A 23,789-nucleotide genomic window follows, 5' to 3' on the forward strand; every position below is an offset into this window, starting at 1 on the left:
CAACCCCTCTATAGCGGGAGTTCCGCTGTTCCATACGCATCGACACACCCGCTTGACACCCCGCCACCACCGCTAACTACGCGGCATTGGCGTTAACGCTCCCCGCGGCGATCTCTCAGGCGGCGGACGCCAGCCCGGCGACCAGCACCTCGACCAGGTGGCGCGGGTCGTAACGCGGATGGCCCGCGCCGGCGCAGATGCTTCCGACACCGCGCATCAGCTCGTACGCATCCTGACCGGAACGGATCTCTCCCCCATCGGCGGCGGCGGCGAGCAGACCGGCGCAGACCGGCTCGAGGTTGTCGAGGAAGTACTGGTGCAGCGGGTCGTAGCAGGGGTCGTCGGACTGCAGGCGTGCTGCTGGCCACGGCCGGCGAAGGCGGCGCCAACCTGACACCCTTCGCCGCCGAGCACATGCCCCATATGAACCCGACCTTCGCCCACCTGACCACGCCGGCCCTCGTGGTCGTCGGCGACCACGACGAGATCCCGCGCAAATACCAGCTGACCGTGCGCGGCCCGGACTGGATGGCCGAGCCCTACCACCTGAGCCCAGGACCCAAGAGCCTGCTCACCCTGTACGGCGCGGAACACTCACTCGGCGGCATCACCGGTTACGACGTCCAGGAGACGACCGACGCGCACCCCGCACGCGTCGCCCTGATCCAGCACCTGACGTGGGCGTATCTGCGGCACGCACTGGGCATCGAGGACGACAGCTGGGCAACCGCCCGGAACGCCCTGGCCGACGACCCCGCTCCCCTCGGCCGAACCGAGTCCAAGTAACGATGGCTAACAACTGGCTGCGGTGGTGAGCAGGGTGTGCACGCCCGCGGTTTGCAGCACCTTCAGCGGCAGGCCGGTGGGGTTGCTCACCTGATAACCGATGTGGGCCGCGAGAGCGTCGCGGCGACCGGCGAGCAGGGTGGTGATGCCGGCGCAGTCGCAGAAGGTAGTGGCGGCGAGGTCGACCGAAAGGTCGCCCGCATCGGTGCGCAGAGCCTCGGCGATGGCACGATCGAGATGCCCGGTGGTGTACATGTCGATCTCGCCGGTGACGGCGAGCTGAATACCGGTCGTGGTGTGCCGGCTGAGGATGGCGAAGGCGGCGTCCTGCGTGGTCATGATCGTGTCCTGGGGTAATGGTCCGCTGTCGCAATGACTGCCGTGCAGTGGCGGCGAGCCGAGGCGCCGAACCAGCCGGAGCCAAGCCTCTCGGACCAGCGCGCGGCCGAGACGGTACGGCTCACTTCAGTCAGACGGCGCCCGGACCAGCGGCGGAGCCGACCAAAGCGACCCGGCATCCCGCGTGATGGGCGGGCCGTGCCGGTCGGCTCGTGGGAATCTCGAAGATTGTGGTGGCGAGACAGACAGCCACCGGGGTCCCGAGCGACTGGTTCAGGCTACGCGCATTCGAGCCGATAAGTGCCGCGCCGAGTCGCTGATCAGGTCACAACGGCAGCGGGATTTCCGCTGGACGGGAACCCAGGACGAGGCCGGCCGAGCGCTCGGCGGGAGGGAACCGAAGCCGGCAGCGCACCGGGTCAGGTGTCGTTTCTCAGGTCTCCGGGGAGGACGTCGCGGAGCTGGCTGCGCAGGGTGATGCCGAGTTTGGGGAAGCTGCGGTAGAGGTGGGAACTCACGGTTCGCGGTGACAGGTACAGCCGTTCGGCGATCTGCGGGTTGGTCAGGCCCTGGGCGGCGAGTCCCAGCACCTGTCGGGTGCGGGGCGAGAATCCACTGAGGGCGTCGCGTTCGGGGGCTGGGGCGGCGACTCCGGTGGCCCGGAGTTCCTCTCGGCCGCGGTCGGCCCAGACGGTCGCGGCCAGCCGGTCGAAGATCTGCACCGCCAGGATCAGTTCGGTCCGGGCGTCGGCGACCCGGCGCCGGCGGCGAAGCCATTCACCGTATTCGAGGCGGACCATGGCGTGTTCGAACGCCCACCGGTCCGCGTCGGGCTGGCCGAGCGCGGCACGGAAGTGTTCCTCGGCATCGGCCGGTGGCACGAGGTGGGCGTCGGCCCGGTGCAGCAGTTGCCGCAGCCGCGGGGAGGCCCCTTGGCCGGCGATCCGCCTGATCCGCTGGGTGACGGCGCGCCCGGCCTCGCGTCGGTCGGTGCGGGCGGCCGCGACCGCGAAGTCCGCCACGTAGTACGAGCACAGGTGCGGGTGGACGGGCTCGCCGTGGTCGTCGAAGAGCAGCCGCAGCGCCGTGTACGCAGATTCGTGCTCATGCCGGCCGAGCGCCGCCAGGCCGAGCGCCCAGCGGGCGCGGACGGTGAACGCCTGGATCCGGGCGGCCACGCTGTGGTTGAGGATCGGCGGTAGCAGCCGGTCGGCCTCGGCGGTGTCACCCGCTGCGGCGGCCAGCGAACCGAGCACGAGCCGGGCGTTGGTGACCGAGATCTGGGCGGGCGACTGCCGGGAGTCCTCGACGAGGATGGAAGCGGCGATCCGGGCCTCCGGCCATCGTCCGGCGTCGAACAGGGCCCAGGCCCGGTCGGCCGCGGCGGTGCCGGCCATGACCCGGGTCGCGTCGGCGCGGTCGGGGTGGGCGACGGCGTCGAGCAGGTTGACCGCAGTTTCGGTGGCGTCGACACGCATGGCCAGGGTCGCGGTCAGGGTTTGTTCGGCCGGGTCACCGCGCAGCGCGGCGATCGCCGTGGGCAGCAGCTCGCGCGCGGCATCGGCTTGGCCGAAGGGATCCAGGACCCAGCGGATCCACTGCTGGTAGACGGTCAACGGTCCGGGAGCCGGCGGGCAGGCGGCGGCCAGCCGTTCGTGGTGGTCCGGCCGGTTGGTGTAGTAGGTGATGTGGGCCGCGACGGTCAGCAGGTAGAACGCCTGCTCTCCGGTTGGCACGCGGCCGGGTGACGGGGGTAGCAGTTGCTCGAACGCCTGCTCCATGCGCAGCGTCATGGAGGCCGCGGTTCCGGCGAGCTGGTCGAGCCAGGCCTGTCCCACCGGGTCGTCGGTGCGGGTGGCGGCCTGGGCGGCCAGGTCCTGGGCTTGGACGACGTCGCCGGCGACCATCGCGACCACGGCGGCGACGCTGAGCCGGCGGCCTTGCTCGCGGGGATCGGGGCTGAGCTGGGCGGCCCGTTCGAGGCCCGCGATGGCCTCGGCGAGGGCGCCACGGACCCGTCCACGCTCGGATGCTGCCTCGAGGAGGGCGGCGGTCGGTTCGTCCGGGCCGACGGCCGCGGCGGAGAGGTGGGTGGCGCGCCGGTCGCTGTCGGGTTCGACGCGGGCGAGACTCAGGTGGGCGTCGCGGCGTTCCGCGTACGGGGCGGCCCCGTAGACCGCGGAGGCGACGAGCGGATGCCGGAACTCCAGCCGTCCGTCGTGCAGGCGGATCAGGCCGGCCCGTTCGGCGGGCGCCCACACCTCGTACGGCTCGGTGAGCGCGGCCATCATGGTCGCGAGGTCTGCGGTGCCCGCCGCGGCGGCGGTCAGCAGTGCGCGCCGGGTGGGTTCGGGCAGGCCGGCCAGCTGGGCGGCGAAGGCGTCCTCGATCCGGCGGCTGACCGGCGGGCCGTCCCCGGTCATCACACGCGGCAGCTCGACCAGTGCCAGCGGGTTGCCGGCCGACTGTTCCAGCACCCGGGCCCGCAGCGGCTCGGGCAGCGCGACCGGCTGGCGGGACAGCAGCAACGCGCTGTCGGCCGGGTTGAGGGGTTCGATCCGCAGGCTGGGCAGCGCCCGCTGGAGGCCGGCCGGAACCCGGTCGCCGCGGGCAGCAGCGAGCAGCGAGACCGGTTCGCCCTCCAGCCGCCGGGCCAGGAAGGCGAGCACGTCGCGGCTGGCCGGGTCCATCCACTGCAGGTCGTCGGCGAGCAGCAGGAGCGGGCCGTCGTCGGCCAGCCGGGACACCAGGGTGAGGAACCCCAGGCGCAGCATCATCGCATCCGGCGGCTGAGTCACGCCGGCCGCCGGCCCGAACGCTGCCCGCACCGCCGACCGCTGGGCATCGGCCAGGCCGTCGGCGAGGTCGAGCGCCGGCCCGAGGAGCTGGTGCAGGGCAGCGAACGGCAGGCCGATCTCGCCTCGGTCGCCACGGCTGCGGAACACCCTGCGTCCCTGACTTCTGGCCTGCTCGGCGACGACCTGCAGCAGCAGCGTCTTGCCGACCCCGGCGTCGCCCAGCAGGACCAGCGCCTGTCCTTCGGGTGACTCGGGCGCGAGGGCGGCGGTGATCATGGCCAGCTCGCGGCCCCGGCCGACGGGTTCACCGGTCACCGGTACACAGCCCGTTCATGGTTCCCGTCGCTCCCGGTGCCGTGTTGATCATCTCGGCACAGCGTAGCTCCGGAGCTCGGCGCGGGCGTGCATCCGACGGCTGACTGCATCTCGGGCCTCAGACAATGCAGTCAGTCGTCGGGTTTCAAACAGCTGTCGACTTCCTAGCGTGAGTTCATGCAAAACACGTCAGACATCGCCCAGATCGAGCAGGCCAACGCCGCCGGTCTGCAGCCGGTTGTTTTCGTCCACGGACTCTGGCTGCTGCAGAGCAGCTGGGACCGGTGGGCCGAACTGTTCGCCGAGGCCGGTTACGCGCCGGTCGCCCTCTCCTGGCCTGACGACCCGGACACCGTCGCCGAGGCCAACGCCCACCCCGAGATCCTCGCGAACAAGACCATCGGTCAGATCGCCGACCACCTGGCCGGACTGATCGGCAAGCTCGACCGGCGCCCGGCCATCGTCGGCCACTCGTTCGGCGGCCTGCTCACCCAGATCCTGGCCGGTCGTGGCCTCGCCACCGCGGCGGTCGCGATCAGCCCCGCGCCGTTCCGCGGCGTGCTGCCGCTGCCGCTGTCCGCGCTGCGCTCCTCGGCCCCGGTGCTGACCAACCCGGCCAACGTGCACCGGGCGGTGCCGCTGACCTACGAACAGTTCCGCTACGCGTTCGGCAACGCGGTCGGCGAGGAAGAGGCCAAAGAGCTTTATCAGACGTACGCCGTCCCGGCCCCCGGCGCACCGCTGTTCCAGGCCGCCACCGCCAACTTCAACCCGTGGACCGAGGCCAAGGTCGACACCACCAACCCCGACCGCGGACCGCTGCTGGTCGTCGCCGGCGAATTCGACCACACCGTGCCGTGGGCCATCGCCAACGCCTCCTACAAGCAGCAGCTGCACAACCCCGGCCTGACCGAGATCGTCAAGATTCCCGGCCGCGGCCACGCCCTGACCATCGACGCCGGCTGGCGCGAGGTCGCCGGCACCGCCCGGCAATTCATCCAGCGCTTCGTCTGAACGATCGGGCGCTCGCGTCACTCCCGGGCATCCCGTTGCGCGCCGGCGTTGACGGCATTCAGCAGCAGGTGCTCGGACAGGCCGTCGCCTGCCAGTTCGCCCGCGGCCCGTCCCCGCCGGAAGGTCAGGACCCGGTCGCAGACGGCCGCGAGTTCGGCCGGGTCGGTCGAGCACATCAGCACGATCTTCCCGGCCGCGGCCAGGGACCGGATGATCTGGTGCATCTCCGCCTTCACCCCGACGTCGACGCCGCGGGTGGGATCGTCGAGCAGGATCAGCTCGGGGTCGGCCTGCAGCCACTTGGCGAACACGACCTTCTGCTGGTTGCCGCCGGACAGCGAACCGACCAGATCGTCGGGCCCGGCCTTGATCCGAAGGCCGGCGATGTGCCGGCGGGCCATCGCGGCGGCTTCCGTACGCCGGAGCAGAGTTCCGCCGTCGCGACGCGCCAGCCACGCGACGCTGCTGATGTTCTCGGCGACCGTGGCGTCGAGCATCAGGCCGAGGCCCTTGCGGTCGCCGGGCACGAACGCGGTCCGGCGCCGGACCGCCTCGGCGGTGTTCCGCGGCCGGCCCCCGCCGTCGGGCAGGCGCACCCGGCCGCCGACCGGCACCGCGCGGCCCCAGAGGATGTCCAGCACCGTCGCGTGACCGGCGCCCTGCAGCCCGGCGAGGCCGACGACTTCGCCGGCCCGCGCGGTCAGCGACACGTCGTGCAGGCGGTCGGTGACGGTGACATTCGACAGCTCGACCCGCCGCTGCGCCGCGGCGGTGCCGCGCGCCGTCGCGGGCACGCGATCCGGCGTCTCGGGGCTGGCGTCGCCCAGCATCGCCGTGACCATCTCGGCGACGGTGAGCCGAGCCGCCGGCACGGCGCTGCGCACATTCCGGCCGTCGCGCAGGATGGTGACCCGGTCGGCGATCGCCGCCACCTCCTCCAGGAAGTGCGACACGTAGAGCACGGCCACACCACGGGCGGCGATCCGGCGGATCACCGCGTGCAGTCGCGCGACGGCGGTCGCCGGAAGCGCCGACGTGGGCTCGTCGAGGATCACCGTCTGCGGATTGCCCAGCAGCGCCCGGCAGATCTCCAGCAGTTGGCGGCGACCGAGGTCGAGGTCGGCGGCGCGGGTGCCGAGCGGGATGTCGTCCAGGCCCAGTTCGGCCAGGACCGGCCGGGCCCGCCGGGCCATCGCGGCCCGGTCGATCAGGCCGGCCCGGGTGGGCTCGGTGGTCACGAACAGGTTGGCCAGCACGTCCAGGTCGCCGAACAGGCTCAGTTCCTGGAAGACGACGGCGATGCCGTGCCGGCGGGCGTCGGCGGGGCCGGTCAGTCGTACCTCGTTGCCGTCCACGGTGAGCGAACCGGCTTCGGGGGCGACGACGCCGGTCAGAATCTTGACGAGGGTGGACTTGCCGGCGCCGTTCTCGCCCAGCAGGGCGTGCACCTCCCCCGGCGCCAGCCGCAGGCCCGCGCCGGCCAGCGCGGTCACCCCGCCGTACCGCTTGGTGATGTCCGTGGCGAGGAGCATGTCACCGTGCGTCCGCGAGCGGTTTGAGGTAGGCGCCGGGGTTCGCGAACAGCTTGCCCGCGTCCGCGGCGATGCCCTGGCGGCGGGTCGCGTCGGACTGCTGGCGGGTGATGATCGCGTCGATGTTGCCGCTGTCGACCACCAGCCCGGGTGTGTAGAACCAGCCCTGCGGCAGGTCGGCGCCCTTCGTGACGGACTCGGCGAGCAGCCGCATCGCCACGTACCCCTTGAGGTAGTGCTCCGGGGAGATGGTGGCGAAGTTCGTGCCGTCCTTGACCGCTTCCAGCGTCTTGGCGTCCAGGTCGAACCCGCCGGACAGCCAGGTGCCGCGGGTCTCCCGCTTCAGCCGTGCCAGCGAGTAGCTGTCGGCGTCGCCCACCCCTAGGAACGCGAGCGCGCCCGAGTTGGCCCGCACTTGTGACGACCAGGCGTTATAACTCTGGCCCGGGTCGCTGAACGTCTGGAACGGACCTTTGATCACGATGCCGGGGAGCTTCTTGGCAAAGGTGTCCTTGATGCCCTTGACCCGCTGGTCGAGCACCGGCACTCCGGGGTTGGGCACGCCCACCACCACCGTGCCCCTGGCGCCGGCCGGCAGTTTCTTGATCGCCTCCTCGGCGAGCTGGGTGCCCAGCTCGAAATTGTCGTTGCCGACATACAGCTCGACGTCGCTGCCTTTCAGCGGCACGGTGTCCAGGGCGACGACCGGGATGCCGCGCGCCACCGCCTGCGCGTACGGCCGGGTGAACAGGTCCGGAGCGAGGTTCTCGACCACCGCGCCGTCCCGGTTGGTGGTGGTCGCGTTCTGGAACATCTGGACCTCTTGCGGGCCGTCGGTGGTCGCCGGCCCGACCACCTTCAGGTCGATGCCGCCGACCTCCTCCGCGGCGTACTTTCCGCCGTTGGCCATCTCCAGCGCGAAGTTGAGGCTGATGTTGGCGACCACGAACGACATCTTCTTGGTGTCCGCGGTGCCGCCGCCGGAATCGTCTCCGCAGGAGGCGAGGCCAAGCGCGGCGACCAGAGGCAGCACGGCGAGGAGACGGAGCGGGCGGTCCATCGGTTGGTCCTTCCGTCAAGAGGGGAATTCAGCCAAGAGGGGGAATCAGCGGTGGCGGACAGCCCGCAGGCCGCTGTCGAGCGCGACGGCCACCAGGATCACGGCTCCGGTCGCGAACGTCGTCCAGTTGATCGGGACGCTGAAGAAGACCAGCCCGGCGGCGACGACGCTGAGAATCAGGGAGCCGAGTGCGGCACCCGGCACCGAGCCGGTGCCCCCGCGCAACGGCGTGCCGCCGATGATCGCGGCGGCGATGGCCATCAGTTCGTAGCCCTGTCCGACGGTCGGGTCACCGGCGACGAAGAACGACATGGCGAGTACGCCGGAGATGCCGGCGAGCAGGCCGGTCACGGTGAGCGCGACGATGCGGACCCGGTTCACCGGGATCCCGGTGAACGCGGCGGCCTCCGGGTTCGAGCCCACGGCCCGCACCTGGGCGCCGAAGCGGGTACGGGTGAAGACGACGGTCATCACGGCTGCGCACACCAGCAGCGCCCAGACCGCGCCGGGCAGGCCGAGAATCTTGCCGCCGATCACCTGGAACAAGGGATGGTCCTGGTCGAGGCCGCCCACCTGCTGGCCGTGGCTGAGCGCCAGCGCCAGGCCCCGGTAGAGGGAAAGGGTGCCGAGCGTCGCGATGAACGACGGCACCCGCACGTACGTCGTGAAAACCCCGTTGCCGAAACCGAGCACACCGCCCAGCAGCACCGCGAGGAAAGCGGCGAGCCACGGATCGAGCCCTTCCTTGATCAGCAGGGCGCCGGCCACGATGGCGAGCGCGTAGGTGCCGCCGACCGACAGATCGACCTCGCGCATGGCCAGCGCGAACACCATGCCGATCGCCAGGATGCCGATGTAGGAGGACTGCCGGGCGATCTCCAGCAGGTTGCCGGAGTCGAGGAAGTCGTGCCGGAAGCCGCCCACCACCACAACCAGCACGACGAGTACGGCGAGCACGCCGCCCTCTTCCAGCAGCAGCCATCGGCGACGGCGGCGCCGGGTCGCCCGCCGCTCCGGTGTCGCAGGTGGCGCTTCGGTCGACATCATCGCCTCCTGACCCCGGTGCCGCGGGTGCGGTGCCAGCAGAGTCGTCTCGTCCCGCCGGCGTCACAAGGACGGCGTTCCGGTGAGTGAGACGCCGCGCTTGATTCCGGTACCGGACCGAGCGGACGCTGCGGTGATGCCAGCCCAGCGGATCGCCCTTGTCACCGGTGCCGCTCGTGGGCTGGGTCAGGAATTCGCCGTCGCGCTGGCCGGGGCCGGCCATCCGGTGGCCGGCCTGGACATCGCCGACATGTCGCCGACCCGGGAACGGATCGAGGCAGCCGGCGGCAGCTTCCTGGGCCTGCTCGCCGACGTCACCGACGAGGACGCCGTTCAGCGCGCCGTCAACGCGACGGCCGCCCGGTTCGGTGGCCTCCACATCGTCGTGAACAACGCCGGCATCTATCCGCCGATCGAGTTCGAGAAGACCACGCTGGCCGACTGGCAGCGGGTCATGCGGCTGAACCTCGACGGACCTTTCCTGGTCACCCGCGCCGCGCTGCCCCACCTGCGGGCCGCGGGCTGGGGCCGGGTGGTGAACATCGTGTCGGCGGTGGTGTTCCTCGGGCCACCCGAGCTCGTCGCCTACACCACCTCCAAGGCCGGGCTGGTCGGGTTCACCCGGGCGCTCGCGACCGCGGTCGGCTCCGACGGCGTCACCGTGAACGCGATCGCGCCCGGCCTGCTCGCGACGGAAACCGCCGAGGCGACCACCGGAGCCGGCGGCGGCTTCGCCCGGGTCCGGGCGCTGCAGGCCGTACCGCGCACCGGGCGACCGGACGATCTGATCTCCACCCTGCTCTACGTCTGCGCCGAAGGCAGCGGTTTCCTCACCGGCCAGACGATCAACGTCGACGGCGGGTCGGCCCGGCATTAGGAGATCAGCCGATGAAACCGGTGGACGCATTGCTGGCGATTCTCCGCGACGAAGGCGTACGGCACGTGTTCGGCAATCCCGGCACCACCGAGCTGCCGTTTCTCGACGCGCTGGCCGGGGCCCCCGATCTGTCGTACATCCTCGGTCTGCAGGAGGCGTCGGTGGTCGCGATGGCCGACGGGTACGCCCGGGCCACCGCCCGGCCCGCGTTCGTCAGCCTGCATGTGGCGGCTGGACTCGCCAACGGGTTGATCGGTCTGCTCAACGCGTCCCGTTCGCGGACTCCGCTGGTGGTCCTCGCCGGCCAGCAGGACCGGCGGCACCTGATCCAGGACCCGATGCTCTCCGGCGACCTGGTCGGGCTGGCCCGGCCGGTGGTCAAGTCCGCGGTCGACGTCCAGCACTCGTACGACCTGCCGGTGGTGCTGCGCCGGGCATTCGCCGAGGCGGTGCGCGCGCCGTCCGGACCGGTGTTCGTGTCGGTGCCGATGGACCTGCTGGAGGAGGAGCAGCCGATTACCGTGCCGGAGCGGTCGGTCCTGGCCGGACCGGGGCCCGCCGTCGACCTCGATCGGGCGCGGTCCCTGCTCGCCGGCGCCTCGGCCCCGGTGATCGTGGCCGGTGACGGGGTCGGTCGCGACGGCGCCGTGCCGGAGCTGGTCGTCCTCGCCGAACGCCTCGGCGCCCCCGTCTTCCACCAGCCGATGCACGACGGCGTCGACTTCCCCGGCAACCATCCGCTGCACCTGGGCATGCTGCCGCCGCGCAACGCGGCGATCCGCGCCGCCTTGCAGCCGTACGACGTGATCCTGGTCGTCGGTTGCCACGCGTTCATGCCGCACCACTACACGCCCGGCCCGGCGATTCCCGAAGGCGCCGCCGTGGTGCAGATCGACGTGGACCCGGCCGAGCCCGGCCGTAACTTCCCGGTCGCCGCCGGCCTGGTCGGCGCGCTCGGCCCGACGCTGGCCGCGCTGGCCGCACTGTTGCCCGACCACTCCGCCCGGCAGGCGACGGTAGCTGCCCGGACGGCGTCGGAACGCGCCCACCGGGACGCCGAGGCGCTGGACCGCTACGGCCCGGCCCCGCTGGATCCGCTGGCGGCGATGCATGCGGTCGCCGCCGGACTGCCGGCCGGCGCGGTGGTCGTCGAGGAGGCCATCACCGCCGGCATCGCGCTGCGCTCCGTCCTGCGGCTGGACCGGCCCGGGTCCTACGTGCACACCGTCGGCGGCGGCCTCGGCTGGGGCATCGGCGCCGCCGTGGGCACGCGGCTCGGCGACCCCGCCCGGCCGGTCGTGGCGGTGCTCGGCGACGGGTCCGCCCTGTTCGGCCTGCAGGGGCTGTGGAGCGCCGCCCGCTACCGGGTGCCGGTGACCTTCGTGGTCGTCAACAACGGCGAGTACCGCACCCTGAAGGACACCCTGGACGGGATGAAAGGGCGCTCGGCGCGGCTCGGCGAATACGTCGGCCTGGATCTGCCCGGCCTGAACTGGCAGGCCGCGGCGCAGCTCTTCGGCCTCGGGTACACCCGGATCTCCGACGCCGGCACGCTGCGCGACGTGGTCGCCGCCGACCGGCGCGAACCGCTGCTGGTCGAGGTGCCGGTCCGCGGCCACTCCCCCGCGATCCCGATCGATTCCTGACCGCCCTTGCCTGCGGCCCGTTCGAACGTCACGATCTGGGCATGTCCTCGCCCGAGGTGCCCAAATCCGTACTCGCCCGGGGCCTGTGCCTGCTCGACGCCTTCCGCGACGGCGACGCGGACCTGCCGCTCAGCGTGCTCGTCGAGCGCACCGGCCTGCCGAAAGCGACCGCACACCGGCTGCTCGCCGAGCTGGTCGCCTGGGGCGGAGTGGAACGGACCAGCCGTGGTTATCGGCTGGGCATCGGCCTGTTCGTGCTCGGCCAGCGGGTACCGCGTCATCGCGAACTGCGTGAGGCGGCGCTGCCGTACCTGGAGGACCTCTACGAGGCCACCCACGAGAACGTGCACCTGGCGGTGCCGTCCGGCACCGAGACGCTGTTCCTGGAGAAGGTGAACGGGCGCCGGTCGACTCCGATCGTGTCCCGGGTCGGCGGCCGGCTGCCGGCCCACTGCACCGCGACCGGGAAGGTATTCCTGGCCTACGGCTCCGCGGACCGGCTGCACCGGATGTGCGCCGCCGGACTCGCCCGGCTGACTCCGTGGACCATCGTCCTGCCCGGCCTGCTGCGCGAGGACGTCGGCCGGGCGTTCGAGCGGGGGTACGGGATCAACCGGGAGGAGGCGGAGATCGGGATCTCGGCCGTGGCCGCCCCGATCTTCGACCACCGCCATGCGGTGATCGCCGCGATCTCGATCACCGGCTGGACGAAGCACCTGGACCTGGAACGGTGGGCACCGGCGGTCCGGACCGCCACCCGGGCGTTGTCCCGGGAACTGGCGCGCGGCTGACCGCGCGGCTCCACGCCACGAGGCCGGCTACCTCTGCGGCGCGCTCAGGCGGTCCGGCCCGGGCGGAGCAGGACCTTGGTCCAGCCGGCCTCGCGCTTGTCGAAACGGTCGTAACCCTCGACCGCCTCGTCCAGCGACAGCTCGTGCGAGACCAGGAACGACGGCTGCGCCCGGCCGGCGATGATCAGATCCCGCAAGTGGCGGTTGTAACGCATCACCGGGGCCTGGCCGGTGCCCATGTGCTGGCCCTTGGCGAAGAACGTGCCGTAGTCGAAACCGATCCGGCCCCGCTTGGCCGCGTCGCTGCTCGCTCCCGGGTCCTCCGGCACGTACACGCCGACCACGCCGATGCCGCCAGTCGAGCGGACCGACTTGATCAGGTTGTCCAGCACCAGTTCGGGGTGCTCCTCGCCGCTCGGGTCGTGGGCCTGGTAGCCGACCGCCTCGACACCGCAGTCGGCGCCGTGGCCGCCGGTGGCGTCCATCAGCTGCTCGACCGGGTCGCCCTTGCTGAAGTCGACCGGGGTAGCCCCGATTTTGCCGGCCAGGTCGAGGCGGTCCTTCTCCCTGTCCACGACGTACACCTGCGAAGCGCCTTTGATCATTGCGCTGTGCGCGGCCAGCAGGCCGACCGGGCCGGCGCCGTAGACGACCACCCGGTCGCCGGGCTGCATGCGGGCGAGTTCGGTGCCGTGCCAGCCGGTCGGGAAGATGTCCGACAGCATGGTGAAGTCGTTCTCGTGCTCCTGCCCCGCCGGCAGCTCCAGCAGGTTGAAGTCGGCGTACGGCACGCGCAGGAACTCGGCCTGGCCACCGTCGTACGGGCCCATGTTGGCGTAGCCGTAGGCGGCGCCGTCCATCCCCTCGGTCGGATTCGTGCGCAGGCAGAAACTGGTCCAGCCGGAGATGCAGTTGCGGCACGTCCCGCAGGCGATGTTGAACGGCACCGAGACGCGGTCGCCGACCTTGATCCGGGTCAGCGCGCTACCGACGGCCTCGACGATCCCCATGTTCTCGTGGCCGAGGACCTTGCCCTCCTCGACCGAGGTGCGGCCCTCGTACATGTGCAGGTCGGAACCACAGATGTTGGTCGTGGTGATGCGCACGATCGCGTCGCCCGGGTGCTGGATCGTGGGGTCGGGGCGCTCCTCGACAGCAACCTGGCGCGGGCCCCGGTAGACGACGGCCTTCATGAACTGACCTCCGATGATTCGACATTCGTTCGCCAGACCCAGCTACCCCGAATCGGCGGGATCACGCCCCGTTTCACTCTCCGGCCAGGGGAAAACCTTGATCACGAGGACGGCGCCCACCACGTCACCGCCGAGGTGTTCCAGGCGCTCAACGACGTCGGGTTCACCGTGCCCGCGGCCGCCTCGACGTACTGGGTGGGCGAGGCCATGGGCAAACTCGACTACGACCAGTCGGGCCCGAAGCCCCCAGCCACGCCACACCCGCGGTCGTGCCCGGCGACGGTGAACGTGGCCCGAATTGCGGATCACACCGGTGGCATGTTTCGGCTGGCCGGTGGGCATACCGCTGCCGTGAATCGACGTCGACTCGCCGGATGCCTGCTGGCCTCGGCCGTCGCCCTGTCCGGGTGCGCCTCGGTCAGTGACCGCGCCGCGACGGCCGGCTCGACGGCCACGGACTTCCTGCGCAACGTGGGAGCGGGCAACGGTGACGCCGCCTGCGCAGCGCTGGCTCCGGACACCGTGGCCGAGCTGGAGCAGTCCGAGACGAAGCCGTGCCGGGAGGTGATCCTCGACGAGGACCTGCCCGAGCCCGGCGAGATGGGCAAGACCTCGGTCTACGGGCAATGGGCCCAGGTCCACCTGACCAGCGACACCCTGTTTCTCGCCGCCTTCCCGGGCGGGTGGCGGGTCGTCGCGGCCGGCTGCACACCGCGCAGGGTGACCGCCCCTACGACTGCACCTTGCAGGGGAGCTGACATGCGCACGCTGTTCGTATTACTGCTGCTCTGCGTGGGCGTCGGCCTGGCGTTCATCGTCGGCCTGGGGGTGTTGCACCGATGAAACAGTTCCTGCGGCAGAACTCGCTCGGCCTGGTGTTCGGCACCCTGTTCCTGATCGTGCTGGTCGCCGAGGCCGTCGCCGGGCACGCCGACTTCAACCAGCAACAGCTCACCGACGGCCTGCCGGACGTGTCGTTCTGGCGCTACGTGACCTCGGCAAGCTTCGGCGCCGACGTCGCGGAGAACTGGCAGTCCGAGTACCTGCAGTTCTCCCTCTACATCTTCTTCACCGTCTGGCTGCTGCAGAAAGGCTCACCCGAGTCCAAGAGCCTCGACAAACCGGGCCTGGAATCAGACCAAGATCAAAAGGTCGGTGAGTACGCCGATGAGCGCTCACCCCGATGGGCGAAGACGCGGGGCTGGCGACTGACGCTGTTCTCCAACTCGCTAGGGATCGTGATGGGGCTGATCTTCCTCGGCTCCTGGCTGGCGCAGTCGATCGCCGGGGTGGCCGCCTTCGACGAGAAGCAACTCGCCGACCGGCAGGACCCGGTCTCGTGGGGCACCTACCTCACCGAACCCGACTTCTGGAACCGCACCCTGCAGAACTGGCAATCCGAACTGCTCGCCGTCGCGTCCATGGCCGTCCTCGCCATCTACCTCCGGCAACGCGGCTCGTCGCAATCGAAGCCGGTCGGCACCGCCCACGAGGCCACCGGCATCGAGGGCTGACGCCGAGTTCCGCGGCTACGCGATCCCCACCTCAGAAGATTCTGTCGTGGGCCGCCGACCGGTGCGTTTAGGGCATAAACGGGTTGGCTATCTGCCTTTTCAGCCTGGCCGGAACGGTCATTTGTCGTCGGTCAGGCGGGTCGGGCGACGGCGGCGAGGCAGGAGCAGGGCGATGCGGTCGAGGAGTGCCTCGAGGGCTTCCTCGAAGTCCTGGGCGGCGACGTCCAAGGACAGGTGTGGCTCCAGGCGTTGCAGGAGAGGGTATTTGCTGAGGTCCTCGGTCGGGGCCACGTCGGGTTCTTCGACCGGCCCGGTCTCCACGCCGTGCGAGGACACCTCGAGCAACAGGTGGCCGAGCAGGAAGCTGCTGAAGGCGCGGTAGACGGCGGCGGCGTTCTCGTCGGAGAACCCGGCCTCGGTCATCACTTCGAGCATGGATTCGATCCAGCGCAGGCTGCGCAGCGGTGGGCGCACCCAGGGCGCGGCCGGCGGGCGGGTGGCGACCAGCGGGAAGACCTCGGGGTGGGCCAGGGCGATCCGGCGCAGGCCGTGGGCCAGGCGTTGCAGGTAGTCGACCCAGCCGGCATGGGCCTGCAGGTGCACGTCGGGGTCGTTGAAAAGTTCGTCGACGACCGCGTCGACCACCCCGTCCAGCAGCGCTTCGCGACCCGGAACGTACCGGTAGAGAGCCATGCCCTCGACGCCGAGGTAGGCGCCCAGCCGTTGCATGGTCAGCATGCGCAGGCCGTTCTCGTCGATGTACCGCACGGCGGCGCCGATGATGCGCTGCTGATTCAGTCCGCTGCGGCCGGAGCCGGGCGGTGCGGCCGGGATCACGGAGGCCGCGTCGCCGCGCGCCTGCGGAGTGTCCGGATCTGACATCACGCCTCCAAGCCGCCCGAGGGGGCATTCACATACCTCGCAAGCCTCCCATAAATCTGCCGCGCTGATCACCCGGCTTAACGTGAATCGTTCTCGGATAACCATTTAGCACATAAACAACGGCAGTCAGAAGTTCGCCGGAAAGGATTAGGAATTCGTTCCGATGGGGATTCAGCGGACACCCGGTCTATGCAGGAGGCGATACGTGAGTACCGATCATGAACACGGCCGCAGCGAGGCCGTGGCCACCACGAGGACCGGTGACGACAAGCCGTACGACCTGTCCGCGCCGGGCCACGATGCCGGCCCGGACAGCCCGACGGAGCTGAAGGGCAAGGGGCTGTTCGCGGCGCTGAAGCGCACCTTCAAGCAGTACTCGCAGGACAACCTCTCCGACTGGGCGGCCGCGCTGACCTACTACGGCGTGCTGTCCGTCTTCCCGGGCCTGCTGGTCATCGTGTCCCTGCTCGGCATGCTCAGCGGCAACGGGCAGGAGACGGTCAAGGACGCGGTGCACCAGCTCGCCCCCAACCCGGAGATGCAGAAGCTGGTCGACACCGTGCTGAGCCAGGTGCAGGACACGGGCAAGGCCGGATTCGCCGCGATCATCGGGATCGTGGTCGCGTTCTGGTCCGCCTCCGGGTACACCGCGGCGTTCATGCGCGCCTCCAACGCGGTCTACGACGTCCCCGAGGGCCGGCCGATCTGGAAGACGCTGCCCATCCGGGTCGGCGTCACCGCCGTGGTCGGCGTGATGCTGGTCGTCTCGGCCGCGATCGTGATCTTCACCGGCGACCTCGCGAAGATCGTCGGCGACAAGATCGGACTCGGCTCCGCCGCGGTGACTACCTGGGACATCGCCAAATGGCCGGTGCTGCTGATGCTGGTCAGCCTGATGTTCGCGATCCTCTACTGGGCCTCGCCGAACGCCAAGACCGGCGGATTCCGGTGGGTCAGCCCGGGCGGCATCTTCGCCGTCCTGCTCTGGATCGCGGCATCCATCGGCTTCGCGATCTACCTGGCCAACTTCGCCAACTACAACAAGACGTACGGGGCCGTCGGCGGCATCATCGCCTTCCTCGTCTGGCTGTGGATCACCAACATCGCGATCCTGCTCGGCGCCGAACTGGACGCCGAACTGGAACGCGGCCGCGCCATCGCCGCCGGCCACGACCCGACCGACGAGCCGTTCCTCGAACTGCGTGACGACCGCAAGATCAAAAAGGGCAGCGAGCAGGGCCTCAGCACCAACTGACCAAGGGAGTGAGCACGATGACGGAAGGTATTCACCGGGAGGTGCCGGCGTCCACGTCGGATCTGGTCAGCCAGGCCGCCGCGCAGATCTCGACGCTGGTGCGTGACGAACTGGCGCTGGCCAAGCTGGAACTGACCGAGAAGGGCAAACGCGCGGGGCTCGGCGGCGGCCTGTTCGGCGGGGCGGCCGCGCTCGCCCTGTACGGGCTGGGCCTGCTGCTGGTCCTCGCGGTGGTGCTGCTCGATCTGGCGTGGCCGCTGTGGCTGGCCGTGCTGGTCGTGATGGTGGTCGTGTTCGCGGCGGCCGGCGTCGCGGCCCTGCTGGGAAAGCAGAAGCTCGCCGCGGCGGTGCCGCCGGTGCCGAAGGACGCGATCGCGAGCACCCAGGCCGATGTGCAAACCGTCAAGAACGCCGCACGGGAAGGACGCTCGGCATGAGCAACCCCGACACCCCCACCGATCCGCAGCAGCTGCGCGCCGAGATCGACCAGACCCGCGCCGAGCTGGGCGAGACCGTCCAGGAACTCGCCGCCAAAACCGACGTCAAGGCCCGCGCCAAGCAGGCGGCCGGCGACGCCGCCGGGCAGGCGCGGCAGAAACTGACCGAGGTGAAGGACCAGGCAGCTCAGGCGGCCGGTGCGGCAGCCGACCGGGTGTCGGCGGCGAAACAGCAGCTCGCCGACTCTGATCTGCCCGCCCCCGTGCGCCGGCCCCTGCCGCCGGCCGCCATCGGCGCCGCCGCCGCAGCCATCGTCGTGCTGCTCATCGTCGTGGCCCGCCGGAGGCGCTCATGAGCGGCAAGGCAGTGAAGATCGCCTACAAGCCGGTCGGCCTGCTGCTCGGCGCCGGCGCCGGTCTCATCTCCAGTCTGATCTTCAAACAGGTGTGGAAGATCGCCGGGCACGACGACGACGCACCGAACGCGACGGACGAAGACCGCAGCTGGACAGAAATTCTGCTCGCGGCCGCGATCCAGGGCGCGATCTTCGCCGCCGTCAAAGCGGCAGTCGACCGGACCGGCGCCACCGCCGTACGCAAGACCACCGGCCGATGGCCGGGCTGAGCGTGCTCAACGACAACCCCCTCAACTGCGACGACAAGGAGAAACGGTGAAGGTGATCAAGTTCGCGGCCGGGCTGGCAGTGGGATATGTGCTCGGCAGCCGCGCCGGCCGCGAAAAGTACGAACAGATCGTCGCCACGGCCCGCAAAGCACAAAACCATCCCACGGTGACCCAGGCGCAGCAGAAGGCCAAAGCACTGCTCGACACCGCGATCGAGACGGCAGCGCCGAGCACCGACGCGGCACTGCCGGACACGCACGCGACCGTCCCGTCCCCCAGGCCGGTTCCCCGGCCTTCGCGACGGCAGCCCAAGGCAACCCTCCCGGGCACAACCACGACGGTCGACCCGCTGACGTAGTTCGACCCAGCAGGGAAGCCGCCTGAATCCGGGCCGGGCGAGGTCTCGCCCGGCCCGGACACTTGCCACCCGGCAGCGGCTCCTCGCGCTCAGCAGACTGCACTTCGCCCGCTGAGCACCGGGCCGAGACCTTGACCCTGACGTTGCGTCAACCCGCCATGCTCACCGGCATGAGCATTCCACCGACAACCGATCCGGCCGGCCGGGCCGCGATACACGTGCGGGGGCTGGAGAAATCGTTCAAGCAGCTGACGGTGCTGCGCGGGGTGGACATCGACGTGGCCCGGGGCAGCATCTTCGCTCTGCTCGGCTCGAACGGGGCAGGCAAGACCACCCTGGTGAAGATCCTGTCCACTCTGCTCAAGGCCGACGCCGGAAGCGCGGAGGTCAACGGGCTCGACGTCGCGTCGCAGGCCGCCGAGGTCCGGGCGTCGATCAGCCTCACCGGGCAGTTCGCGGCGGTCGACGAGATCCTCACCGGGCGGGAGAACCTCATCCTGGTCGCCCGGCTGCGGCACCTCAAGGGCCCGGGCGCGATCGCGGACGACCTGTTGCGGCGCTTCTCGCTGACCGACGCGGGCGCCCGCCGGGTGGCGACCTACTCCGGTGGCATGCGCCGCCGGCTCGACATCGCGATGAGCCTGATCGGCGATCCGCCGGTCATTTTCCTCGACGAGCCGACCACCGGGCTGGACCCGGAGGCACGTCTCGAGGTGTGGCGAGCGGTCCGGGAACTCGCCCGGGGCGGCACGACCGTGCTGCTCACCACCCAGTACCTCGACGAGGCCGAGCAGCTCGCCGACCGGATAGCGATCCTGCATGACGGCCGGATCCTGGTGAACGGCACCCTCGACGAGCTCAAGCGGCTCCTGCCTCCCGCGAAGGTCGAGTACGTCGAGAAGCAGCCCACCCTCGAGGACGTCTTCCTCACCCTGGTCGGCACGGCCAAGAGCGGAGAGCAGCGATGAACAGGCACTTCCTCGGCGACACCACTGTGCTGCTGGGCCGTTCGCTGCGCCACATAGCCCGCAGCCCCGACACCATCATCACCACGGTGATCACCCCGATCGCGATGCTGCTGCTGTTCGTCTACGTCCTCGGCGGCGCGATCCAGGCCGGGACCGGCGAGTACGTGAACTACCTGCTGCCCGGCATCCTGATCATCACGATCGCCTCGGGCATCTCCTACACTGCCTACCGGCTCTTTCTCGATCTGCAGGGCGGCATCTTCGAACGGTTCCAGTCCATGCCGATCGCCCGGTCCGCCGTACTGTGGGCGCATGTCCTGACCTCGCTGGTCGCCAACCTGATCTCGCTCGTGGTGGTCCTGCTGGTCGCCCTGGCGATGGGATTTCGCTCCGGGGCGGGTGTGCTCGGGTGGCTCGCCGTCGCCGGCATCCTGGTGCTGTTCACCCTGGCGCTGACCTGGCTCGCGGTGATCCCCGGGCTCACCGCGAGCTCCGTGGACGGGGCGAGCGCGTTCGCGTACCCGCTGATCTTCCTGCCGTTCGTCAGCTCGGCCTTCGTGCCCACCGCGTCCATGCCCGGTCCGGTCCGAGCCTTCGCCGAGAACCAGCCGGTGACCTCCATCGTCAACACCCTGCGGGCGCTGTTCACCGAGCAGCCGGTCGGCACCGGCATCTGGACCGCGCTCGCCTGGTGTGTGGGCCTGCTCGTCGTCGCCGTCACCTTCGCCGGGATCACCTATCGCCGCCGCATCGGCTGAGCCAGGATCAGAGCATGCTCACGATCGGGCAACTGGCCGCCTACGCCGGCGTCACGGTGCGGGCGGTCCGGCATTACCACCAGATCGGGCTGCTGCCCGAGCCCGGACGCGACGCCTCCGGCTACCGGCGGTACGGCGCGCCGGCCGTGGTGTCGCTGATCAAGATCCGCACGCTGGCCGAGGCCGGTGTGCCGCTGTCGCAGATCGGCCGGATGCTCGAGGCCGACCCCGCGACCTTCGCCGAGACGGTGGAACGGATCGATACCCACCTGAGCGACGAGATCGACCGGCTGGCGGCCAGCCGTAAGCGGGTCGCGCAGCTCACCGCCGGGGACAGCCTGATCCTCCCGCCGCCGGTGGTCGCCTATCTCGACCGGCTCCGGGAGATCGGGACCTCCGAGCGGATGATGGCGGGCGAGCGGGACGGGTGGATCCTGATCGCGGCCCGCTGGCCCGGCAAGGTGCTCGAGTGGATGCCGGACAAGATGGCTCAGCTCGAGGACCCCCGGGTGGTCCGGCTCTACCGAGCGCTGTCGCAGCTCTTGGAGACCGAGGGGACCGACGACCCGCTCGTGGCGGAGGTTGTCGACATCATGGTCGAGTTCGCGGAGGAGGCGGAGGCCGCCGGCACGCTCGAGTTCGACGAGGCGAGCCGGGACGATACGTCGTTCGCTCTGCTGGACGATCTCGCCGACGTGGCCGACGGGCGGGCCGAGCGGCTGCGCGACCTGATGCGCGAACGCGGCTGGGACGGCTGGACCCGGATGCGGCGGCTCGAGAAGTGAGGGTCGGGCGATCCCTTCCGGGAACGCTCGCGGATGCCGGGCGGGGTGGCGACTCGTTTCGAGTCACCACCCCGCCCGTGGGCTCAGCGCGCCGGGGTCTTGCTCTGGCGTACCTGGCTGAACGGGACGTCGCGGTCGGCGGCGTACTCGCGCGGCATGTTGAGCAGGCGCTCGCTGATCAGGTTGCGGGACATCTCGCTGCTGCCACCGCCGAGGCTGGCGCCCTGCCGGAACAGGAAGTTGACCCCGTAGGAGCCGCCGTCGCGGAAATCGGACGGCGGCCAGGCGGCGGCACGCGGGCCGGCCACCTCCAGGCCGATCTGGGTACGGCGTACGTTGCTGGTCGCCATGAACAGGCGCAACAGGGAGGCCGCCGCGTCGGGCAGCTCCCCCGCGCTGATGCCGTCGGTCACCCGCACCGCGAGTTGGTCGGCGACCCGCTCGAGGACCTGCGACTCGCCGATCAGCTCGCGGACCACCGGATCGGTGAGCCGGTCGCCGGCGCGGGCCAGCTCGAGCAGGTCAGGTTCGGCCTCGCCGCTGCGCTCGACACCGGGCGGCCCGCTCACGTACGGCGAGCCGCCACCGACCGCGGTGCGCTCGTGGAACAGCAGCCGGGAGGCCACTGCCCAGCCGCCGTTCTCCTCGCCGAGCACGTCGCTCGCCGGGACCGGCACGTCGTCGAAGAACTCCTGGCAGAACTCCATGTTGCCGTTGACCTGCTTGATGCGCCGGATCTCGACACCGGGCTGGTGCACCTTGACGATGAGCATGGTCAGGCCGCGGTGCTTCGGGGCGTCCCAGTCGGTGCGGACCAGGCAGAGGCCGTAATCCGCGGCGTACGCGTTGGAGCTCCAGATCTTCGATCCGTTGAGCATGAACACCTCGCCGTCGCGGGTGCCGCGGGTGATGGCGCCGGCCAGGTCGGAGCCGCCGCGGGGCTCGGAGAGGAACTGGACCAGCACCTCGTCGCCGCGGATCACGGCCGGCAGGTGCTGCCGTTTCTGCTCCTCGGTGCCGAAGTCGAGAATGGCCGGGGCACAGATCGAGAAGGTCGGGACGTTGAGCAGCAGCGGCATCTCGTAGCCGACCGCCTCCTCGTTGAACACCCGCTGGTGCGCGGGCGTGAGGCCCTGACCGCCGTACTCCTGGGGGTAGCAGAGGCCGGCGAAGCCGCCGTCGTAGAGGATCCGCTGCAGTTCGCGGGCCCGGACCCAGGCCTCGTCGTCGCGTCCGTCGCCCGGTCCGTCGTCGGCCGACGCCTCGGCCCGGGGCATGGTGGCGGCGAGCCATTCCCGGGCCCGGAGCCGGAACGCCTGCAGGTCCTCGCTCATTTCGCGCTCCCGTCCGCAGCCTCGAGCAGGTCCGCCACTCGCCGGCGGTGGTCGTTGGGGGTGCCGTAGATGACCCGGTTGGTGGTCACCCGGCGCAGGTAGAGGTGGAGGTCGTGCTCCCAGGTGACGCCGATGCCGCCATGCATCTGCACGCAGTCCTGCACGATCTCGGTGGCCCGGTCGCCGATGTACGCCTTGGCCACACTGACCAGCTCGACCGCGTCCGGCGTGCGCTGCTGGACGGCCAGCGCCGCCGCGGTGGTGGTGGCGTGACAGGCCTCGACCCACATCTTCATGTCGGCGAAGCGGTGCTTGAGCGCCTGGTACGAGGCGAGCGGCCGGCCGAAGGAGTAACGGTCGAAGGCCCATCCGATGGTGAAGTCGAGCACCCGCTCGATGGCGCCGGCGGTCTCGGCCGCCTGGAGCACGAGCGCGGTCTGAAGCTGGTGCTCGGCCGCCTCCGCCGCGGCGTCCGGCGAGCCGACCAGATCGGACTGTCCGACCTGGACACCATCGAAGGTGAGGCGGGCGAACCGGCGGACGAGGTCGAGTCCGTCGAGGCGGTCCCGCCGCAGGCCGCCGGCGCCGGCGGGCACCAGGAACTGCGACAGCCCGCCGTCAGTGCGCGCGGTGACCAGCAGGTAGTCGGCCTCACCACCCGCTTCGACCGGCTCGGCCACGCCGTCGAGGCGGTAGCCGTCGCCGTCGGGGCGGGCCGTGACGGCGATCGCGGCGCCCGGCGCGGGGGCGCACCAGGCGGCGACGGCGTCTCCGGTGAGCAACCGCTCGATGGCCTCGCTGTGGGCCTCGACGGTGGTCGCCTCGGCGATGGCGCCGAGCACCACGCTGGTCGGCAGGAGCGGGCCCGGCGACACGAGCCGGCCCATCTCCTCGGCCACGATGGCGAGGTCGCGCAGGCCCTCGCCGGAGAGGTTGCCGCCGCCGTGCTTCTCCGGCACGAGCATCGACGTCCAGCCGAGTTCCGCGCCCTTGCGCCACCAGCCGCGATCGAAGCCGGCCGGGTCGTCAGTGAGCTGCCGTACGGTGGTCAGCGGGGCCTCGCGCTCGAGGAACTGACGGACCGTACGGCGGAACAGCTCCTGATCTTCATTAAGCCTGAGCTGCACGTCCCCTCCTGAATGCCGTGTTTTAGTTCGAGATTTTTAGAATAGTCACACAACCTCGGTGGTGTCCATGGGCGTGATCGACCGAAGCAGGACGGTGGCCACGTCGACGACCTCGACGTTGTCCTGCTGGCCCTTGGCGGTGACGCCGTCCCCGACCATCGTGGAGCAGAACGGGCAGCCGACCGCGATCGTCTTCGCACCGGTGGCCAGGGCCTCCTCGGTCCGCTCGATGTTGATCCGCTTGCCGATCTTCTCCTCCATCCACATGCGTGCGCCGCCGGCGCCGCAGCAGAAGGACCGCTCCCGGCTGCGCGGCATCTCGACGAGGTTGCCCACGGCCTCCCCGAGCAC

At 70.6% G+C, this 23,789-nt stretch carries 24 protein-coding genes and 2 pseudogenes; 15 read left to right on the plus strand and 11 right to left on the minus strand.

Going from position 1 to position 23,789, the window contains the following annotated elements; all coding sequences use genetic code 11:
• Positions 1 to 115: 115 nt before the first annotated feature.
• Positions 116 to 352: pseudogene (locus AB0E90_RS50795) on the minus strand (TetR family transcriptional regulator); the annotation flags it as partial.
• Here AB0E90_RS50795 and AB0E90_RS50800 point away from each other — a divergent pair.
• Positions 340 to 786, plus strand: a pseudogene (locus tag AB0E90_RS50800) (chlorophyllase); the annotation flags it as partial. The pseudogenes AB0E90_RS50795 and AB0E90_RS50800 overlap by 13 nt on opposite strands.
• A gap of 6 nt (positions 787 to 792) precedes the next feature.
• Here the strand turns inward: AB0E90_RS50800 and AB0E90_RS50805 are convergent.
• On the minus strand, positions 793 to 1,125 hold the full coding sequence (locus AB0E90_RS50805) for an STAS domain-containing protein (RefSeq protein WP_360420946.1): 333 nt from the start codon (positions 1,123 to 1,125) through the stop codon (positions 793 to 795).
• A 419-nt stretch (positions 1,126 to 1,544) separates the two neighbouring features.
• Positions 1,545 to 4,238 carry an AAA family ATPase gene (locus AB0E90_RS50810; protein ID WP_360420948.1) on the minus strand — a complete coding sequence of 898 codons (2,694 nt, stop codon included), beginning with the start codon at positions 4,236 to 4,238 and terminating at the stop codon, positions 1,545 to 1,547.
• 177 nt (positions 4,239 to 4,415) lie between these two features.
• On the opposite strand from AB0E90_RS50810, the gene AB0E90_RS50815 reads away from it, so the two are divergent.
• Entirely contained in the window at positions 4,416 to 5,252 is an 837-nt protein-coding gene (locus AB0E90_RS50815; RefSeq protein ID WP_360420950.1) for an alpha/beta hydrolase, read from the plus strand.
• 17 nt (positions 5,253 to 5,269) lie between these two features.
• Here the strand turns inward: AB0E90_RS50815 and AB0E90_RS50820 are convergent, their stop codons facing one another.
• The 3 genes from AB0E90_RS50820 to AB0E90_RS50830 are packed head-to-tail and all read right to left on the minus strand — an operon-like array spanning position 5,270 to position 8,891.
• Positions 5,270 to 6,784: a sugar ABC transporter ATP-binding protein gene (locus tag AB0E90_RS50820; protein WP_360420952.1), complete on the minus strand. Its 1,515-nt coding sequence runs from the start codon at positions 6,782 to 6,784 to the stop codon at positions 5,270 to 5,272.
• A gap of 1 nt (position 6,785) precedes the next feature.
• Complete coding sequence (locus AB0E90_RS50825) at positions 6,786 to 7,844, minus strand: substrate-binding domain-containing protein (protein ID WP_360420954.1); 1,059 nt, start codon at positions 7,842 to 7,844, stop codon at positions 6,786 to 6,788.
• A gap of 45 nt (positions 7,845 to 7,889) precedes the next feature.
• Positions 7,890 to 8,891, minus strand: a complete 1,002-nt coding sequence (locus tag AB0E90_RS50830) for an ABC transporter permease (protein WP_360420955.1) — start codon at positions 8,889 to 8,891, stop codon at positions 7,890 to 7,892.
• 133 nt (positions 8,892 to 9,024) lie between these two features.
• On the opposite strand from AB0E90_RS50830, the gene AB0E90_RS50835 reads away from it, so the two are divergent.
• From AB0E90_RS50835 to AB0E90_RS50845, 3 genes are read left to right on the plus strand one after another with little or no spacing between them, the layout of a single operon-like run.
• A complete protein-coding gene (locus tag AB0E90_RS50835) occupies positions 9,025 to 9,765 on the plus strand; it encodes an SDR family NAD(P)-dependent oxidoreductase (RefSeq protein WP_360420957.1) in 741 nt (246 codons plus the stop codon).
• A gap of 11 nt (positions 9,766 to 9,776) precedes the next feature.
• Positions 9,777 to 11,411 (plus strand): thiamine pyrophosphate-binding protein, encoded by a 1,635-nt coding sequence (locus AB0E90_RS50840; RefSeq protein WP_360420959.1) that lies wholly within the window; start codon positions 9,777 to 9,779, stop codon positions 11,409 to 11,411.
• Positions 11,412 to 11,452: 41 nt separating this feature from the next.
• Complete coding sequence (locus AB0E90_RS50845; RefSeq protein ID WP_360420961.1) at positions 11,453 to 12,202, plus strand: IclR family transcriptional regulator; 750 nt, start codon at positions 11,453 to 11,455, stop codon at positions 12,200 to 12,202.
• A 44-nt stretch (positions 12,203 to 12,246) separates the two neighbouring features.
• Here AB0E90_RS50845 and AB0E90_RS50850 read toward each other — a convergent pair whose 3' ends face one another.
• A complete protein-coding gene (locus AB0E90_RS50850; protein WP_360420963.1) occupies positions 12,247 to 13,395 on the minus strand; it encodes a glutathione-independent formaldehyde dehydrogenase in 1,149 nt (382 codons plus the stop codon).
• Between the two features lie 351 nt (positions 13,396 to 13,746).
• Between AB0E90_RS50850 and AB0E90_RS50855 the strand changes: the two genes are divergently transcribed.
• Entirely contained in the window at positions 13,747 to 14,238 is a 492-nt protein-coding gene (locus AB0E90_RS50855) for a hypothetical protein (protein ID WP_360420965.1), read from the plus strand.
• Positions 14,235 to 14,909 (plus strand): DUF6766 family protein, encoded by a 675-nt coding sequence (locus AB0E90_RS50860; protein ID WP_360420967.1) that lies wholly within the window; start codon positions 14,235 to 14,237, stop codon positions 14,907 to 14,909. Before AB0E90_RS50855 ends, AB0E90_RS50860 begins: the two co-directional genes overlap by 4 nt.
• Before the next feature lie 117 nt (positions 14,910 to 15,026).
• Here AB0E90_RS50860 and AB0E90_RS50865 read toward each other — a convergent pair whose 3' ends face one another.
• Entirely contained in the window at positions 15,027 to 15,791 is a 765-nt protein-coding gene (locus AB0E90_RS50865) for a TetR/AcrR family transcriptional regulator C-terminal domain-containing protein (protein ID WP_360420969.1), read from the minus strand.
• Between the two features lie 205 nt (positions 15,792 to 15,996).
• Between AB0E90_RS50865 and AB0E90_RS50870 the strand changes: the two genes are divergently transcribed.
• From AB0E90_RS50870 to AB0E90_RS50905, 8 genes are all read left to right on the plus strand, one after another.
• Positions 15,997 to 17,046 (plus strand): YihY/virulence factor BrkB family protein, encoded by a 1,050-nt coding sequence (locus AB0E90_RS50870; RefSeq protein WP_360420971.1) that lies wholly within the window; start codon positions 15,997 to 15,999, stop codon positions 17,044 to 17,046.
• A gap of 17 nt (positions 17,047 to 17,063) precedes the next feature.
• Entirely contained in the window at positions 17,064 to 17,483 is a 420-nt protein-coding gene (locus tag AB0E90_RS50875) for a phage holin family protein (protein WP_360420973.1), read from the plus strand.
• Positions 17,480 to 17,839, plus strand: coding sequence for a DUF3618 domain-containing protein (locus AB0E90_RS50880; protein ID WP_360420975.1), 360 nt, complete (start codon positions 17,480 to 17,482; stop codon positions 17,837 to 17,839). The genes AB0E90_RS50875 and AB0E90_RS50880 overlap by 4 nt, the downstream gene beginning before the upstream one ends.
• Positions 17,836 to 18,108 (plus strand): DUF4235 domain-containing protein, encoded by a 273-nt coding sequence (locus tag AB0E90_RS50885; protein ID WP_360420977.1) that lies wholly within the window; start codon positions 17,836 to 17,838, stop codon positions 18,106 to 18,108. Before AB0E90_RS50880 ends, AB0E90_RS50885 begins: the two co-directional genes overlap by 4 nt.
• A 52-nt stretch (positions 18,109 to 18,160) precedes the next feature.
• The gene (locus AB0E90_RS50890) at positions 18,161 to 18,466 is read left to right on the plus strand and encodes a hypothetical protein (protein WP_360420991.1); all 306 of its coding nucleotides are present in this window, start codon (positions 18,161 to 18,163) and stop codon (positions 18,464 to 18,466) included.
• A 170-nt stretch (positions 18,467 to 18,636) separates the two neighbouring features.
• Positions 18,637 to 19,434, plus strand: a complete 798-nt coding sequence (locus AB0E90_RS50895; protein ID WP_360420979.1) for an ABC transporter ATP-binding protein — start codon at positions 18,637 to 18,639, stop codon at positions 19,432 to 19,434.
• Positions 19,431 to 20,192 (plus strand): ABC transporter permease, encoded by a 762-nt coding sequence (locus tag AB0E90_RS50900; protein WP_360420981.1) that lies wholly within the window; start codon positions 19,431 to 19,433, stop codon positions 20,190 to 20,192. Before AB0E90_RS50895 ends, AB0E90_RS50900 begins: the two co-directional genes overlap by 4 nt.
• 14 nt (positions 20,193 to 20,206) lie before the next feature.
• Complete coding sequence (locus AB0E90_RS50905; protein ID WP_360420983.1) at positions 20,207 to 20,977, plus strand: MerR family transcriptional regulator; 771 nt, start codon at positions 20,207 to 20,209, stop codon at positions 20,975 to 20,977.
• Between the two features lie 83 nt (positions 20,978 to 21,060).
• On the opposite strand, the gene AB0E90_RS50910 is transcribed toward AB0E90_RS50905, so the two are convergent.
• The 3 genes from AB0E90_RS50910 to AB0E90_RS50920 all read right to left on the minus strand — a co-directional run.
• Positions 21,061 to 22,311 (minus strand): acyl-CoA dehydrogenase family protein, encoded by a 1,251-nt coding sequence (locus AB0E90_RS50910; protein WP_360420985.1) that lies wholly within the window; start codon positions 22,309 to 22,311, stop codon positions 21,061 to 21,063.
• The gene (locus AB0E90_RS50915; RefSeq protein WP_360420987.1) at positions 22,308 to 23,438 is read right to left on the minus strand and encodes an acyl-CoA dehydrogenase family protein; all 1,131 of its coding nucleotides are present in this window, start codon (positions 23,436 to 23,438) and stop codon (positions 22,308 to 22,310) included. The genes AB0E90_RS50910 and AB0E90_RS50915 overlap by 4 nt, the downstream gene beginning before the upstream one ends.
• Before the next feature lie 45 nt (positions 23,439 to 23,483).
• On the minus strand, positions 23,484 to 23,789 hold a 306-nt coding region (locus AB0E90_RS50920; RefSeq protein WP_360420989.1), incomplete at its 5' end, for a (Fe-S)-binding protein.

The organism is Actinoplanes sp. NPDC026619 (assembly GCF_040638295.1).
Classification (GTDB): Bacteria; Actinomycetota; Actinomycetes; order Mycobacteriales; family Micromonosporaceae; genus Actinoplanes.